This is a genomic window from Micromonospora humidisoli (assembly GCF_016900955.1).
Classification (GTDB): Bacteria; Actinomycetota; Actinomycetes; order Mycobacteriales; family Micromonosporaceae; genus Micromonospora; species Micromonospora wenchangensis.
Genome location: NZ_JAFEUO010000003.1, coordinates 209,720 through 223,237, shown reverse-complemented (window position 1 = coordinate 223,237; position 13,518 = coordinate 209,720). Strand labels below are relative to the sequence as shown.

General features: G+C 74.1%; 14 protein-coding genes and 1 pseudogene. 7 read left to right on the top strand and 8 right to left on the bottom strand.

The features are described 5' to 3' along the window. Position 1: 1 nt before the first annotated feature. A complete protein-coding gene (locus JQN84_RS11675) occupies positions 2 to 772 on the bottom strand; it encodes an SGNH/GDSL hydrolase family protein (RefSeq protein WP_204958397.1) in 771 nt (256 codons plus the stop codon). Positions 773 to 877: 105 nt separating this feature from the next. Further along, entirely contained in the window at positions 878 to 1,216 is a 339-nt protein-coding gene (locus JQN84_RS11670) for a hypothetical protein (RefSeq protein WP_204958396.1), read from the bottom strand. A gap of 210 nt (positions 1,217 to 1,426) precedes the next feature. Here JQN84_RS11670 and JQN84_RS11665 point away from each other — a divergent pair, with 210 nt between their 5' ends. Then, positions 1,427 to 2,230 carry a helix-turn-helix domain-containing protein gene (locus tag JQN84_RS11665; RefSeq protein WP_204958395.1) on the top strand — a complete coding sequence of 268 codons (804 nt, stop codon included), beginning with the start codon at positions 1,427 to 1,429 and terminating at the stop codon, positions 2,228 to 2,230. After that, positions 2,221 to 2,415, top strand: coding sequence for a DUF397 domain-containing protein (locus tag JQN84_RS11660; RefSeq protein ID WP_204958394.1), 195 nt, complete (start codon positions 2,221 to 2,223; stop codon positions 2,413 to 2,415). Before JQN84_RS11665 ends, JQN84_RS11660 begins: the two co-directional genes overlap by 10 nt. 66 nt (positions 2,416 to 2,481) lie before the next feature. Here the strand turns inward: JQN84_RS11660 and JQN84_RS11655 are convergent, their stop codons facing one another. Beyond that, positions 2,482 to 3,216 carry a class I SAM-dependent methyltransferase gene (locus JQN84_RS11655; RefSeq protein WP_204958393.1) on the bottom strand — a complete coding sequence of 245 codons (735 nt, stop codon included), beginning with the start codon at positions 3,214 to 3,216 and terminating at the stop codon, positions 2,482 to 2,484. A 274-nt stretch (positions 3,217 to 3,490) separates the two neighbouring features. Between JQN84_RS11655 and JQN84_RS11650 the strand changes: the two are divergent. From JQN84_RS11650 to JQN84_RS11635, 4 genes and pseudogenes are all read left to right on the top strand, one after another. After that, positions 3,491 to 3,754, top strand: a pseudogene (locus JQN84_RS11650) (His/Gly/Thr/Pro-type tRNA ligase C-terminal domain-containing protein); the annotation flags it as partial. Positions 3,755 to 3,812: 58 nt separating this feature from the next. Next, positions 3,813 to 4,232 (top strand): CBS domain-containing protein, encoded by a 420-nt coding sequence (locus JQN84_RS11645; RefSeq protein WP_204958392.1) that lies wholly within the window; start codon positions 3,813 to 3,815, stop codon positions 4,230 to 4,232. Positions 4,233 to 4,408: 176 nt separating this feature from the next. Beyond that, positions 4,409 to 4,834 (top strand): SufE family protein, encoded by a 426-nt coding sequence (locus JQN84_RS11640; protein WP_204958391.1) that lies wholly within the window; start codon positions 4,409 to 4,411, stop codon positions 4,832 to 4,834. Between the two features lie 20 nt (positions 4,835 to 4,854). Further along, complete coding sequence (locus JQN84_RS11635) at positions 4,855 to 5,487, top strand: DsbA family oxidoreductase (protein ID WP_204958390.1); 633 nt, start codon at positions 4,855 to 4,857, stop codon at positions 5,485 to 5,487. 71 nt (positions 5,488 to 5,558) lie between these two features. On the opposite strand, the gene JQN84_RS11630 is transcribed toward JQN84_RS11635, so the two are convergent. The 5 genes from JQN84_RS11630 to JQN84_RS11610 all read right to left on the bottom strand — a co-directional run bounded on the left by JQN84_RS11630 (position 5,559) and on the right by JQN84_RS11610 (position 8,869). Beyond that, positions 5,559 to 6,107: a YbaK/EbsC family protein gene (locus tag JQN84_RS11630; RefSeq protein ID WP_204958389.1), complete on the bottom strand. Its 549-nt coding sequence runs from the start codon at positions 6,105 to 6,107 to the stop codon at positions 5,559 to 5,561. 86 nt (positions 6,108 to 6,193) lie between these two features. After that, the gene (locus tag JQN84_RS11625; protein ID WP_204958388.1) at positions 6,194 to 6,388 is read right to left on the bottom strand and encodes a hypothetical protein; all 195 of its coding nucleotides are present in this window, start codon (positions 6,386 to 6,388) and stop codon (positions 6,194 to 6,196) included. 70 nt (positions 6,389 to 6,458) lie between these two features. Further along, positions 6,459 to 7,103, bottom strand: a complete 645-nt coding sequence (locus tag JQN84_RS11620; RefSeq protein WP_204958387.1) for a GAP family protein — start codon at positions 7,101 to 7,103, stop codon at positions 6,459 to 6,461. Between the two features lie 51 nt (positions 7,104 to 7,154). Continuing rightward, entirely contained in the window at positions 7,155 to 8,525 is a 1,371-nt protein-coding gene (locus tag JQN84_RS11615; RefSeq protein WP_307821171.1) for an MFS transporter, read from the bottom strand. A gap of 83 nt (positions 8,526 to 8,608) precedes the next feature. Next, positions 8,609 to 8,869 (bottom strand): hypothetical protein, encoded by a 261-nt coding sequence (locus JQN84_RS11610; protein ID WP_204958386.1) that lies wholly within the window; start codon positions 8,867 to 8,869, stop codon positions 8,609 to 8,611. 198 nt (positions 8,870 to 9,067) lie between these two features. Between JQN84_RS11610 and JQN84_RS11605 the strand changes: the two genes are divergently transcribed. Continuing rightward, the gene (locus JQN84_RS11605) at positions 9,068 to 13,504 is read left to right on the top strand and encodes a cation-translocating P-type ATPase (RefSeq protein ID WP_204958385.1); all 4,437 of its coding nucleotides are present in this window, start codon (positions 9,068 to 9,070) and stop codon (positions 13,502 to 13,504) included. Positions 13,505 to 13,518 lie beyond the last annotated feature (14 nt).

Sequence of the window (13,518 nt, the reverse complement as noted above, 5' to 3'; positions counted from 1 at the left end):
GTCAGTCGGCGACCGGGCCGAGGATGGGGCGCTTCGCGGTGATCGTGTCGCCGGAGGACCTGCCGGTGAGTCGCCGGGTGATCCACGGGGCCAGGTGTCGGCCGACCCAGCTCAGGTCGGCGGCGCGGGCGGCGAGCCACGGGGTGGCGGCCGGGCGTTCCGGCACCATCAGCCACTCCTCGTCGCAGCCCACCCCGAGCGTGGTCAGCACCTGGCCGGCGACCCGCCGGTGCCCGGCGGCGGACAGGTGCAGCCGGTCGGGGCTCCAGAGGGTCGGGTTGAGCCGGAACGCGTCGTCGGCGAACAGGTCGATCAGGATCGCGCCGTGCCGCTCGGCGATCTCGCCGATGAGCCGGTTGATCAGCGCGATCCGGGGGGAGACGAGGCGCTGGCCGGGCAGCCGGGCCAGCACGTCGGCGAACCGGAAGAGGATCACGTCGGAACCGTTGGCGCGCAGTCGGGCCACCACGGCGTCGAACCGGGTCGCCAACGCGTCCGGGTCGAAGGTGCGGCGCAGCACGTCGTTGCCGCCGGCCGCGAAGCTGACCAGGTCGGGTTTCATGGCGAGCGCGGCGGGCACCTGCTCGGCGACGACGCTCGGGAAGAGCCGGCCTCGGATGGCCAGGTTCGCGTAGCCGAAGTCCGGCCCGGCCTCGGCGGCCAGCCGGGTGGCCACCAGGTCCGCCCAACCCCGGTAGGTGCCGTCCGGGTAGGCGTCGTCCATGCCCTCGGTGAAACTGTCCCCGACCGCCACGAAGCTTCGCCAGCGCACGCCGCCCCCTCATGCCCTCGTTGCCTGCGGCGACCAGTCTGTCACCGGCAGACCGTCGTGCGTCGCCGCCCACCGCCCCAACGTGGCGCAGGTCATCGACCAGCACTACGGGGGTGGGCCGGCCGGTCCCCGGCGGTAGGGGGCCCAGGCGACGAACCGCTCGAAAAGGTCACGCGGCGTCGGCCCGTCCTGCGGGTTCAGCCGGAACAGGTCGTGGCTCGCCTCGTGATAGAGCCCGGACAGATAGACGGCCAGGTCGACGGGGTGTGCGTCGTACTCGATGCGGAGCAGCAGCCGGGCCTCGGCGCACGGCCACGGGCCGCCGCAGGCCCGGCACACCCACAGCGGTCGCAGCGGCAGGTGCGGCCGGCCGCCCGGCGGGTGGGAGCGGGGCCGGTCGGCGTACGGGCCGAGACGCGGCACCGGAAACGGACGGAAGTTCACCGGTCTCGACCTCCTGGTGGTGGGAACGGGGCCGCCCCCTGCACGGGGAGGGTCACCAGCGGGCCGGAGGGAAGGCGACCCGCTGGTGACATTCTGGTGATGACACCACTACGGTCGGAAGGCATCGACGCCGGCCGGGGCGAGGCCGGGTCGACGGAGAGGGCCGCCCGGTCGGACCGGGGAGGCGGCCGGGACAACCGTGGAGGACGTGTGGAAAGTGAACCGACCGCCGACCTGATCCGGGCACAACTGCGCAGACTGCGGCTGCATGCGGAGCTGAGTCAGGAAGAGTTCGGCAAGCTGGTCCACTTCTCCGGCTCGCAGATCTCCGCCATCGAGCTGGGCCAACGCCCGTTCGACAGGCTGTTCCTCAGGCGGGCGGACGAGGTCCTGACGACCGGTGGGCTGCTCACCTCACTGCTCAGGCTGGCCGAGCGCTACTCGCAACCGAACTGGTTCCGGCCCTGGCTGGAGGCCGAACGCCAGGCACAGCAGCTCTGGTGTTACCACCCGACGCTCGTCCCGGGTCTGTTGCAGACGGAGAACTACGCCCGTGCGGTGATCCGGGCCGACGACATGCTCAGCGACGACGAGGTGGAGCGGCGGCTCGCCGTCCGGATGGACCGGCAGAGCGTGCTCAGTCGTCAGCAGCCGCCGAAGCTGATCGCGGTGGTGGAGGAGGCGGTGCTCCGGCGCGCGGACGAGGGCTTCCGGGGCCTGATGGTGCAGCAGATCGCCCATCTGTTGGAGTGCGTCGACCAGCCGAACGTCAGTATCCACGTGATACCCGCCGAGGTCAGCACCCATGTGGGTCTCGCCGGCCCGTTCACGCTGGCACTCGGCAACGACAGCGGTTGGGTAGGCCATCTGGAGAATCAGCTCAGTGGCACCACGATCGACAAGGACGGGGAGCTGACTATCCTGATTGCACGGTGGGAGAGCGTCCGCAGCGAGGCCCTGCCCCACAACCAGTCGGCACTGCTGATGAAGGAAGTGATGACGTCATGGAGCTGACCGGTGCCACCTGGCGCAAGTCCACCCGCAGCGGCAACGGCGAGTGCGTCGAGGTCGCCGACGGTCTGCCCGGCGTCGTCGGGGTGCGCGACAGCAAGGACCCGACCGGGCCCGTCCTCACCTTCGACCGCCGGGCCTGGCGCTCGTTCGTCGCTGCCACCGGCAAGGGTGTCGGCACCCACTGACCCGTTCCGGCCCGCCGAGGCCGGCCGGCTACGTCGGAGGCCGACGGTCGCGTCGGAGGCCGACGGCTAGGCCAGGCGGTAGACGGAGACGTGGGAGCGGGATTCGGCGGTGAACTCGCCGCCGGCCCAGTCCGCGTGCCGGCTCTCCAGGGTGAACCCGGCGAGCTGCCCCATCAGGTCCAGCTCGGCGGGCCAGACGTAGCGGTGCGGGGTACGGAACAGTTCCGCCTGCCGGCCGTCGCCGAACCGGAAGTGGTGGGACACCACGTGCTGCGTCAGCACGTCGTAGGTGTCCAGGCCGACGTAGCCGGGTTCGGAGTGCCACACCACCGCCTGCTGCCCGGGTGGGAGTTTGCGCAGCTCAGGCACCCACAGTTCGACAATGAACCGGCCGCCGGGGGCGAGGTGCCGGGCGGCGTTACGGAAGCACGCCACCTGTTCGGCCTGGGTGAGCAGGTTGGCGATCGTGTTGAAGACCAGGTAGACGAGGGAGAACTCGCCGGGGGCGACCGTGGTCGCCATGTCGCCGGGGACCACCGGGACGGTGTCCGCGTCCACCTTGGTGCGGAGTTGGGCGATCATCGGCGCCGACAGCTCGATCCCGGTCACCGGCACCCCCCGGGCGGCGAGCGGAACGGCGACCCGACCGGTGCCGATGGCGAACTCCAGTGCCGCCCCGTCACCGGCGAGCGCGGCCAACCGGTCCACCGTCGGCCCCAGCACGTCGGGTGCGAACATCCCCTCGCCAGGCGTGTCGTAGTGCCGAGCAGCCTCGGCGTCCCAGATCTCGTCCTGCCGCATGCCCCGATGCTCACCGCCCCAGAAACCCATGTCCATCGAATTACCCCCACGCCACCCCGCCGCCCCTCGCCCCCTCACCCCGCCCTCTCGCCCCCTCGCCCCCTCGCCCCGGTGATCAAGAGGTTTGCGTCAACTGATCAAGAGCTTTGCGTCAACCTGAAGATCAAAGCTGACGCAAACCTCTTGATCACCGCGAAACGGCGGAGGCGGGGGCGGGGGCGGGGGCGCGCAGGGTGGGAGGGGGTGAAAGGGATCGCTGGGGTGGGGGGTGCGCCGGCTCGACGTGGCGCTCGACCTCGGCGGCCGGTTGTCGGCGGCTGGCTTGCGGGTGCTCGTCGACGACCGGGCCACCGTCTCGGCCGGGGTGAAGTTCACCGATGCCGAGCTGATCGGCATCCCGTGCGTCGTCGTGGTCGGCCGCCGACTCGTTGACGGGTACGTCGAGGTGCGCGACCGGGCGACCGGCGGACGCGACGAGGTGCCGTGGGACGGCCTGGCCGACCACCTGCTGAGTCGGGTTCGCGGCAACGGGGTGTAGCGGACGCGCCACGGGGTACCAAAGTCGGATCGACTACGGGTGTTGTGCGGAGGCTCTCATGTACCGGGTCAGTGACGTGATGACCAAGCAGGTGGTCTATCTGTCGGCGGAGACCACTCTGGACGAGGCGGCCAGGGTGATGAAGGAGGCCGACATCGGGGATGTGGTGGTCACCGACGGTTCCACGCTGGCGGGTCTGCTGACCGACCGGGACATTGTGGTCCGGGCCGTGGCCGAGTGCAGCGACCCGGCCAGCACCTCGATCGGCTCGATCATCACCCGGGAGGTGGTGATGATCGAGCAGCACGCCACGGCCGGCGAGGCGGTGGCGTTGATGCGCGAGCGGAACATCCGGCGCATCCTGGTCTGCGACAACGAACGCAAGCTCGTCGGCATCGTCTCCCTGGGTGACCTGGCGATGCAGCTCGACCCCAGCTCGGCGCTTGCCGACATCAGCGAGGGCGCCCCGAACAACTGAGCCCGAACGAACTGAGCCGGACACGACGGCCGGTTACCGGGGGCGGGTGGCAACGACGGCCGGTGCGCACGGGTGACGTGGCCGGGGGCAGGTGGACCCACCCCCGGCCGGGCCGGGTGCCCGGGGCGGGCCGACCGTCGGGCGGGGACGGCAGGGGACGGCGGTAGCCTGGCGGAATGCCCGAGATGCCGACGAAGCTGGCCGAGATCGTCGAGGAGTTCGCCGACGCGCCCCGCGACGTGGTGCTGGAGATGCTGCTGGAGTACGCCGACGTGGTCCCGCCGCTGCCGGCCGGGGTGGACCGCGACGACCTGGAGCAGGTCCCCGAGTGCCAGACGGCGTTCTTCCTGCGCGCCGAGGTCGCCCGGGACGGCACGGTGACCACCGTGTTCGACTGCCCGCCGGAGGCGCCCACCACCCGGGCCTTCGCCGGCATCCTCGCCGAGGGGCTGGCCGGGGCGAGCGCCGCGCAGGTGCTGGACGTGCCGGACGACCTCTACCAGCGGATGGGCCTGGCCCAGGCGATCAGCCCGCTGCGGGTACGCGGCGGCACCGCGATCCTGGCCCGACTCAAGCGGCAGGTACGGGAACAAGCAGGCTGAGCTGGGGGTTGTCTCCGGTCATGGAGATCGAGATCTACGCCGACGTGGTCTGCCCCTGGTGCTACATCGGCAAGCGCCGCCTCGAACAGGCCCTCGCGTCGTACGACGGCGAGGTGACCGTCAGGTACCGGCCGTTCCAGCTCGACCCGTCGCCGGTGACCACGTCCCGACCGCTGCTCGACGCGCTGGCCGCGAAGTTCGGTGGCCGGGAGCGGGCCGAGTCGATGGCCGGCCAGGTGACCCAGGTGGCCGCCGGGGTGGGGCTGACGTTGAACTTCGACCGGGCGGTGAGCGCCAACACCTTCGACGCACACCGGCTGGTCCGGTTCGCCGACGAGCACGGTCGGGCGGGTGAGCTGGTCGAGGCGCTCTACCGGGCGCACTTCACCGACGGGGTCGACGTCGGCTCGCCGGAGGCGTTGGTGGCCCTGGCCGTCTCGGTCGGGCTGGACGAGGGCGAGGCGCGCGAGTACCTGGCCTCGAACGCGGGTCGTCGTGAGGTGGCCGCCGACCTGACCACCGCCCACCAGCTCGGGGTGTCCAGCGTGCCGACCTTCGTCCTGGCCGGCAAGTACGGCGTCACCGGTGCGCAGGAGCCCGAGACGCTGCTCGCCGCCCTGACCGAGGTCGCCCAGCGGGAGTCGGCCGCCTGACGCCCCGAGCGCCGGGGCGACATCGACGGGCACGATGTTTCACGTGCAACAACATCGATGAATGCGAATGACTATGCGGGCCGGGCCAGGCCCTCCACCACCCGCGCCCCGGGCAGCGCGCCGAGCGCCGGCCCCGGCAGGGCGATCTTGCTGTGCCGTACGCCGGAACCGATGATCACGTGCGGGGTGGCGATCACCCGGGCGTCGACCAGGATCGGCCAGGACTCGGGCAGCCCGATCGGGGTGATCCCGCCGTACTCCATCCCGGTCGACTCGACCGCCTCGGCCATCGGGGCAAAGCTGGCCTTGCGGACGTCCAGCGTCCGGCGGACCACCCCGTTGACGTCGGCCCGGGTGGTGGCGAGCACCACGCAGGCGGCGTACCGGATCTCGCCCTCCCGCTTGCCGGCGATCACCACGCAGTTCGCCGACACGTCCAGCCCCACCTCGTACGCCGCACAGAAGGCGGCCGTGTCGGCCAGCGTGGCGTCGATCGGGGCGACCAGGACGGCGTCCACGTCGACGGGGGCCTGTGCCGGCCACGCCGTCAGCGCGGCGGCCACCGGTGCCGCCAACAGGTCGGGGCGGGTCCGGGCGGGCTCGGTCTGCAAGGTTCCCATCACGGCAGCGATCCTCGCACCCCTGGCGACCGGCCGCCCGACGGGCCACCCCGCAGTTCAGCGCGGAAGCGCCACGGGCCGGCAGGTCAGTTGCCGCCGAGGAAGCTGTTCTCCCGCAGGAACGCCCGGTCGTCGGCCGACGCCGACTGCGCACCCCGCAGCACCTGGGGCCGACGGGCCTCCAGATCCTCCATGCCGTGCCGCACGGCGAGACGGATCACCCCGTAGAGGAAGACCAGACCGAAGATGTAGAGCAGCACCGTGACGACGAAGACCACCATGGGGTCACGGTAGGCAGGACCGGAACCCGTAGCCGGCTCATCTTCGGCCGGTCCCCCGTACGTGTCGACCTCACTTCAGCAGGTCCACGACGGTCAGCACGAGGAAGAACCCCACCACCGCCTCGCTGATGATCCACGAGTGCCGGTCCGCCCAGTCGCGCATCCGGGGCAGCACCCGGTCCGCCCGCTTCCCGAGCAGCAGCAACGCCAGCAGGGGCAGCGCGAGCAACAACAGGGTCAGCAGCACGAACGGCACCAGGTGCCACCACGGCAGCCCGTGCCGGGCGGCGGTCGCCCCGACCGTCACCATGGTCAGGTCGTCGGAGGGCATCACCACGAACAGCAGCAGGCCCAAGCGGAACGCGTACCCGAAGCCGGCGTGCTGGAGGCGGCCCATCCACGCCGGCTCCCCGGCCGAGTGCCGGCGCAGGAACACCACCACCGCCAGCACCACCAGCAGCGCCAGCACCACCCAGTCGATGACCGTCTCGACCGGCTTGCGGCCACCCCCGCCGCCCCCGCCGGCCGCACCCCTGACCAGCCGGAAGACCAGCCAGGCAAGGGTCGTACCGGCGGACACCACGAGCGCCGCGCCGGCCAGGAAGCCCAGCGACGCCCGGCGGGGCCGGTCACCGGAGGCGAGGAAGACCGCCGCCACCAGCTGCGTACCGGCCACCATCACCACGGCCATCGGCAGGATCGTCAGGACGTTCATCGCCCACCATCCTCGCCGCCGGGCCGGCCCGTCCGACGGGATTCCCCGGGATCAGGCGGGACGTCCCCGGGCCGGCACCACCCGCCCGGCGAGCAGCGCGCCGAGCAGCGCACACCCCACCGCCACGGCGAGCGTCCCCGCGTACCCGGCCGGGCCGGGCGTCGTCCCGGCGGCGAGCACCGTGCCGGTCAACGCCAGCACGGTGGCGGTGAACAACGAGTCGGCCAGTTGCAGCGAGGAACTGTTGCGGCCCTGCTCGTCGGGGGCCGACAGAGCCAGCGTCAACACCGACAACGACGGGAACGTCAACCCCATCCCCAGCCCGGCCACCGCCCAACCGGCCACCGCGACCGCCACCGGCACCGCCGGCCAGACGGCGAGGGTGACGGTGGCCGTGCCCGCCGCCACGCAGGCCAGCCCGAGCCGGGGCAGGGTCGCCGAGGACCGGGGCGGCGGCAGCCGACTCTGCGCCCAGGAACCCACCGACCAGGACAGCGCGCCGACGGTCAGCACCAGCCCGGCGGCGGTCGGCGAGAAGCCGCGTTCCCGGGACAGCATCAGCGGGATGACCACCTCCGCGCCCGCGAACGCCGCCGCCGCCAACCCGCGCAGCCCCACCACGGTGGGCAGGCCCCGGGCCGCCCGCAGGAACCCCGCCGGCAGCAGCCGGGGCGCACAGACCCCCAGGCCGGCCAGGGCCACCGCCACCAGGGTCACCGCGAGCACACCGCGCTGCTGCCCCCCGTGGTGCAGCAGTGCGGCGCTCACCCCCGCCCCGGCCGCCCACCCGATCCGGGCCGCCGCGCCCGCCGGTGGCCCGGCCGGCGACGGTCGGTGCAGCGTCCGCAGGCCCGACTCGACCAGCAGCACCGCCGGCAGCGCCACCACCGGCACCGCGAGGAACACCCACCGCCAGCCCAGGTACTCCACGATCAGCCCGGCCACCGCCGGCCCGACCAGCGCCGGTACGACCCACGCCGCCGCGAACGCGGCGAACACCCGACGCCGCAACTCCTCCGGGTACGCCTGCCCGACCACCACGTACAACGCGACGGAGAGCAGGCCTGAGCCGAAGCCCTGCACCGCCCGGCCGACCACCAGGGTGCCCATCGCGTCGGCGCTCCCGGCGACGAACAGGCCGGCGACGAACAGGCCGACCCCGGCCCACATCGGCCCCCGCGGCCCCCGGGCGTCGCACCAGATACCGGAGAGCACCATGGCCAGCACACCGGCGGCGAACGAGCCACCGAAGGCGAGCGCGTACAGCCCCAGCCCGTCCAGCGCGCGGGCCACCGTGGGCATGGCGGTGCCCACCGCCAACGCCTCGAAGGCGAGCAGCGACACCAAGGCGACAATGCCCACCGTCATCGCCCGCAGGCGCGGGTCGTACAGGCGGGTGGCCGGGGTGAGGGTGGCGGTCACCGGACGACGCCGGGCGGTACGTCGGACATGCGCCCAGCCTGCGACCTGCACCCCGGTTCAGGTCAAGGGTGAGCCCGGTCTCGTCAGGCCGACTCCAGCGCCTCGCCGAGCCCCTTGGCCAGCCCCGACAGGTGCTGGTCGGCAAGCAGGTGGCCGGCGGTGACCACCAGGGCCAGCGGCCACTCGATGACCTGGAGGGCGGCGAGCAACCCCACCCCGGCGTAGTAGGCGAGCTTGTCCGGTGGCGGCACCGCCACCTCACCGAGCATCGGCACCTCCACCCGCCTGGTGTACGCCCGGACCGTCTCCCGGGCACCGCTGAGGTCTCGCGTGATCGTGCTCATTCCGGCCTCCCTGCCTAGCCGTCGGGTCGTCAGCCGGATTCCACGGGCAACGCCGTCCATGCCCCGCCCCCGACGGAAACTTCCCCCGCCCGGGGGGCATAACGGACGCCCGGCCGGGAAGCCAGGCCGCCTGACGAACGCGGGAGGCGAGATGGCGTACGGCGGCAGTGGGCGGGACCGATCCGGCCGTACCCCTCGATGACCACGCTGGGCCGGGTGGCCGGCCGGGTGCTCCCGTCGGTGCCGGTGCCACCGCTGCTCGGCGAGGCGTCCCGTACTTTCGGTTCGGCCGCCGGCCGGCTGGCCCGGGTCGCCGGGTTGGCCCGCCGTCAGGTCTGGTCCCGCGACGGCCGGCACCACATCGAGGTGCACGGCGTCTGCCAGGACGGCGGCGACCGGCTGGCCCGTCAGGTCGAGGCGGCGTTGGAGCGGATGCCCGGGGTGGCCTGGGCGCGGGTGAACGCCCCCTCCGGCCGGGTGGTGGTGGCCGTCGGGGAACCGAAGCCGAAACTGCGCGACCTGATCGACACGGTGACCCGGGTCGAACGGATCTGCCCGCACGAGCCGGACCCGGAGATCCCGCCCCCGCACCCGCCGGAGGACGGGCCGCGTACCCCCCGCACGCTGGGCGCGCTCGCCTCCGACGCGCTGGGCCTGACCATCTCCGCCGCCACCCGCATCCTGCCGTTCACCCCGGTGCCGGGTGAGGTGGCCGGCCTGCTCAGCGCCGTCGACCTGCACCCCCGGCTGCACGACCTCGCTGGCCGGGGCTGGCGGGCGGACCGGCGCACCGAGGTGCTGTTTCCGCTCGCCGAGGCGGTCGTGCAGGGCCTCACCGGCGGCTGGGCGGGCATCGTCCTCGACGGCGCGCAACGGATCGTGCAGTGGGGTGAGGCGCGCGCCCAGCTCACCGCATGGACCCGCGCCGAGCCGGGGCTGACCGGTGACCCGGAACGCGCCGTCGCCCGCTCACCAGGCCCCGGGCGGCCCTGCCCCCGGCCCGACGGCCCCGTCGAACGGTACGTCTCGACGATGCTCGCCACCGGGGCAGCCGCCGGGGCAGCCGCGTGGCCCGTAGTCGGCCCGAAACGGGCCGCCGCGCTCGCGCTCGCCGCGCTGCCCAAGGCCCCCGGCAGTGGCCGCGAGGGGTACGCCGCCCAACTCGGCCGGGTGCTGGCCCGCCGCGGCGTGATCGCGATGGACCGCAGTGTGCTGCGCGAACTCGACCGGATCGACACGGTGGTGCTGGACGCGGCCGTACTCGGCTCGGACCGGGGTGTCCTCGCCGACCTGGCCCCGCTGGCCGGCACGGACACCGGGGAGGTTGCCGGCCGGGCGTTCGCCCTCTTCGACCCCGACCGGCCGGACGACGTACGCGAGGCCGACGGCTGGCGACTCGGGCCGCTCGCCGGCCTTGACGCCGCCGACCCGGGTGACACCCCGCAGAGCCGGCGACTGCGCGCGACGGACGGCCCCCTGCTCGGCCTCGTCCACGACGGCACCCTCGCCGCCGTCGTCCGGGTCGCCCCCGAGCCGGCACCCGGCGTCGACGTGCTGCCCGCCGCCGCCCGGCACGCCGGTCTGCGCCTGGTGGTCGCCGGCCCCGACCCGCAGCGGTACGGCTTCGCCGACGCGGTGCTGCCCGGCGGGGACCGGCTCGCCGGCTCCGTCCGGGCCCTGCAACGCGACGGCGCGGTGGTGATGCTGGTTTCGGGCGACCGGGCGGCGCTGGCGGCGTCCGACTGCGGGCTCGGCACGGCCGGCCCCGACGACCTGCCCCCGTGGGGTGCCCACCTGCTCGTCGGCACCGACCTGCGGATCGTCGCGCTACTCATCGAGGCGGCCGGGGTGGCCCGACGGATGACCGGGCAGAACATCAGGCTCGCCATGGCCGGCACCGGCCTCGGCGCGCTGGGCGCGTTCACCGCCGCCGTGCCGCAGCTGCCCGACCGCAGCCTCTTCGCCGTCAACGGTGCGGCGGCGGTGGCCTTCGCCAACGGGGTGTGGCGGGCCCGCCGGCTGCCCGGCCCGGACGGGTCCCCGGCACCGGCCGCCACCGCCTGGCACCTGATGCCGGTCCCGACCGTGCTGCGTCACCTCGACACCGGCCCGAACGGGTTGACCGACGCCGAGGCGCAACGCCGGCACCGGGTCGACCCGGACCCGTCGGGCGGACCGGTCGGCCTGTTCCGGGCGTTCGTCGACGAGCTGGCCAACCCGCTCACGCCGGTGCTGGCCGCCGGTGCGGTCCTGTCGGCGGCGTTCGGCTCGCTCGTCGACGCGGCCCTGGTCGGCGGGGTGGTCGGCGGGTCGGCGCTGGTCGGGGCGGTGCACCAGCGCAACACCGACCGTGCGCTGGCCGAGCTGCTGTCCCGCTCGGCGGTCACCGCCACGGTGCTGCGGGACGGGGTCGAACGGGTGACCGCCGCCGAGGACCTCGTCCCCGGCGACGTGGTGCTCCTCGGCCCCGGGGACGCGGTGCCGGCGGACTGCCGGGTGCTCACCGCCGACGGTCTGGAGGCCGACGAGTCGTCGTTGACCGGTGAGTCGCTGCCGGTGCCCAAGGGGGCCGCCCCGGTGGTCGCCGCCGCCCTGGCCGACCGTTCCTCCATGGTGTACGAGGGCACCACCGTCGCCACCGGTCGCGGCACCGCCGTGGTGGTCGCCACCGGTTCCGCGACCGAGTCGGGGCGGAGCCTCGCGCTGGCCCGGCAGGCCCCACCGGAGAGCGGGGTGGAGGCCCGGCTCGGCCGGCTCACCCGCTCGGCGGTCCCGCTGGCCGTGGCCTCGGCGGTCGCGGTGGCCGGGGCGGGGCTGCTGCGGGGCGTACCGCTGGGGCAGACGGCGGCGACCGCCGCGAACCTGGCGGTGGCGTCGGTGCCGGAGGGGTTGCCGTTCCTGGTCAGCGCGGCCCAGCTGGCCGCCGCTCGACGGTTGGCCGAGCACGGCGCGCTGGTCCGCAACCCGCGCACCATCGAGGCGCTGGGCCGGGTCGACGTGCTCTGCTTCGACAAGACGGGCACCCTCACCGAGGGTCGGCTGCTGCTCGCCGGGGTCGGCGACGGCGAGCGGTTCGCACCCGTCGACCGGCTCGACGACGGGTTGCGCCGGGTCCTCGCCGCCGGGCTGCGGGCCACCCCCGACGCGGCCGATCCGCAGGAGCTGCCGCAGCACACCGACCGGGCGGTCCGGTACGGCGCGCGGCAGGCGGAGACCACGGAGCAGACCGGCGCGGCCGGCTGGGCTGCGGTGGGTGGGCTGCCGTTCGAGCCGTCCCGGGGCTACCACGCGACAGTCGGGCGCGCCGCCGACGGTCTGCTGCTGAGCGTGAAGGGCGCCCCGGAGACGGTGCTGCCCCGGTGTGGCGCGTGGCGTCGGCCGGACGGCCGGGACGAGCCGCTGGACGACGAACGCCGGGAGCGGCTGCACACCGTGCTCGCCGACCGGGCCGGGGCGGGGCACCGCATCCTCGCCGTGGCGGAGTGCCGGGCCGGTGCCGCGACGGTCACCGACGACGAGGTACGCGGGCTGGTCTTCGTCGGTTTCCTCGCCCTCGCCGACGGGATACGCGACAGCGCCGCCCCGGCGGTCCGCCGGATCAGGCAGGCCGGCGTGCACACCATCATGATCACCGGGGACCATCCGGCCACCGCCGAGGCGATCGCGTCGGCGATCAGCCCGGATGCCGACGGGCAACGGGTGGTCACCGCCACCGACCTGGACCAGTGGGACGACGCGGAGATCGGTGAACGGCTGGGCCGGACCGACGTGGTGGCCCGGTGCACCCCGGCGCACAAGGTACGGATCATCCAGGCGTTGCAGAAGTGCGGGCGGACCGTGGCGATGACCGGGGACGGCGCCAACGACGCCCCGGCGATCCGGCTGGCCGACGTCGGCATCGCCCTCGGCCAGCGGGGCACCCCGGCCGCCCGCGCCGCCGCCGACCTGGTGGTCACCGACGACCGGCTGGAGACCATCATCGCCACCCTGGTCGAGGGACGGGCGATGTGGTCGTCGGTACGCCACGCGCTGAGCATCCTGGTCGGCGGCAACCTCGGCGAGATCGCGTTCAGTGTGCTCAGCGCCGCCGTCACCGGCCGGTCGGCGCTCAACGGCCGGCAACTGCTCCTGGTCAACCTGCTCACCGACCTGGCGCCGGCACTGGCCATCGCGGTCCGGCCCCCGGACGCCGACCACACCGACGGGTTGCTCCGCGAGGGCCCGGACGCGTCCCTCGGCGGCACCATGACCCGGGAGATCGGGTTGCGGGCCGCTGCCACCACCCTCGGGGCGACCGCCGGCTGGACGGTGGCCCGGTGGACCGGCCGGGAACGACGGGCCGGCACGGTGGCCCTGGTCTCGCTGGTCGGCACGCAGCTGGGGCAGACCGTCCTGGCCGGGGGCACCAGCCCGACGGTGCTCGCGTCGACGGCGGCGTCGGTCGGGGTGCTCGCCGCCGTGGTGCAGACGCCCGGGGTGAGCCAGTTCTTCGGCTGCACCCCGCTCGGCCCGGTGGGGTGGACCATCGCCGCCGGGTCGGCGCTCGGCGCGACCTTCGCCAACGGCGCGCTGACCCGGCTGGTGGAGCAGCTGCCGACCCGGGGACGGCCCGCCGATCCGACGCCGGCGGGCTAGATCTCCGGCGGGGG

Bases quoted from the DNA above. Each gene is read 5' to 3' on its own strand.
- JQN84_RS11660 (WP_204958394.1), top strand. From the start codon at position 2,221: ATGGAGCTGACCGGTGCCACCTGGCGCAAGTCCACCCGCAGCGGCAAC.
- JQN84_RS11655 (WP_204958393.1), bottom strand. From the start codon at position 3,216: ATGCGGCAGGACGAGATCTGGGACGCCGAGGCTGCTCGGCACTACGAC.
- JQN84_RS11645 (WP_204958392.1), top strand. From the start codon at position 3,813: ATGTACCGGGTCAGTGACGTGATGACCAAGCAGGTGGTCTATCTGTCG.
- JQN84_RS11640 (WP_204958391.1), top strand. From the start codon at position 4,409: ATGCCCGAGATGCCGACGAAGCTGGCCGAGATCGTCGAGGAGTTCGCC.
- JQN84_RS11635 (WP_204958390.1), top strand. From the start codon at position 4,855: ATGGAGATCGAGATCTACGCCGACGTGGTCTGCCCCTGGTGCTACATC.
- JQN84_RS11630 (WP_204958389.1), bottom strand. From the start codon at position 6,107: ATGGGAACCTTGCAGACCGAGCCCGCCCGGACCCGCCCCGACCTGTTG.
- JQN84_RS11625 (WP_204958388.1), bottom strand. From the start codon at position 6,388: ATGGTGGTCTTCGTCGTCACGGTGCTGCTCTACATCTTCGGTCTGGTC.
- JQN84_RS11620 (WP_204958387.1), bottom strand. From the start codon at position 7,103: ATGAACGTCCTGACGATCCTGCCGATGGCCGTGGTGATGGTGGCCGGT.
- JQN84_RS11610 (WP_204958386.1), bottom strand. From the start codon at position 8,869: ATGAGCACGATCACGCGAGACCTCAGCGGTGCCCGGGAGACGGTCCGG.
- JQN84_RS11605 (WP_204958385.1), top strand. From the start codon at position 9,068: ATGACCACGCTGGGCCGGGTGGCCGGCCGGGTGCTCCCGTCGGTGCCG.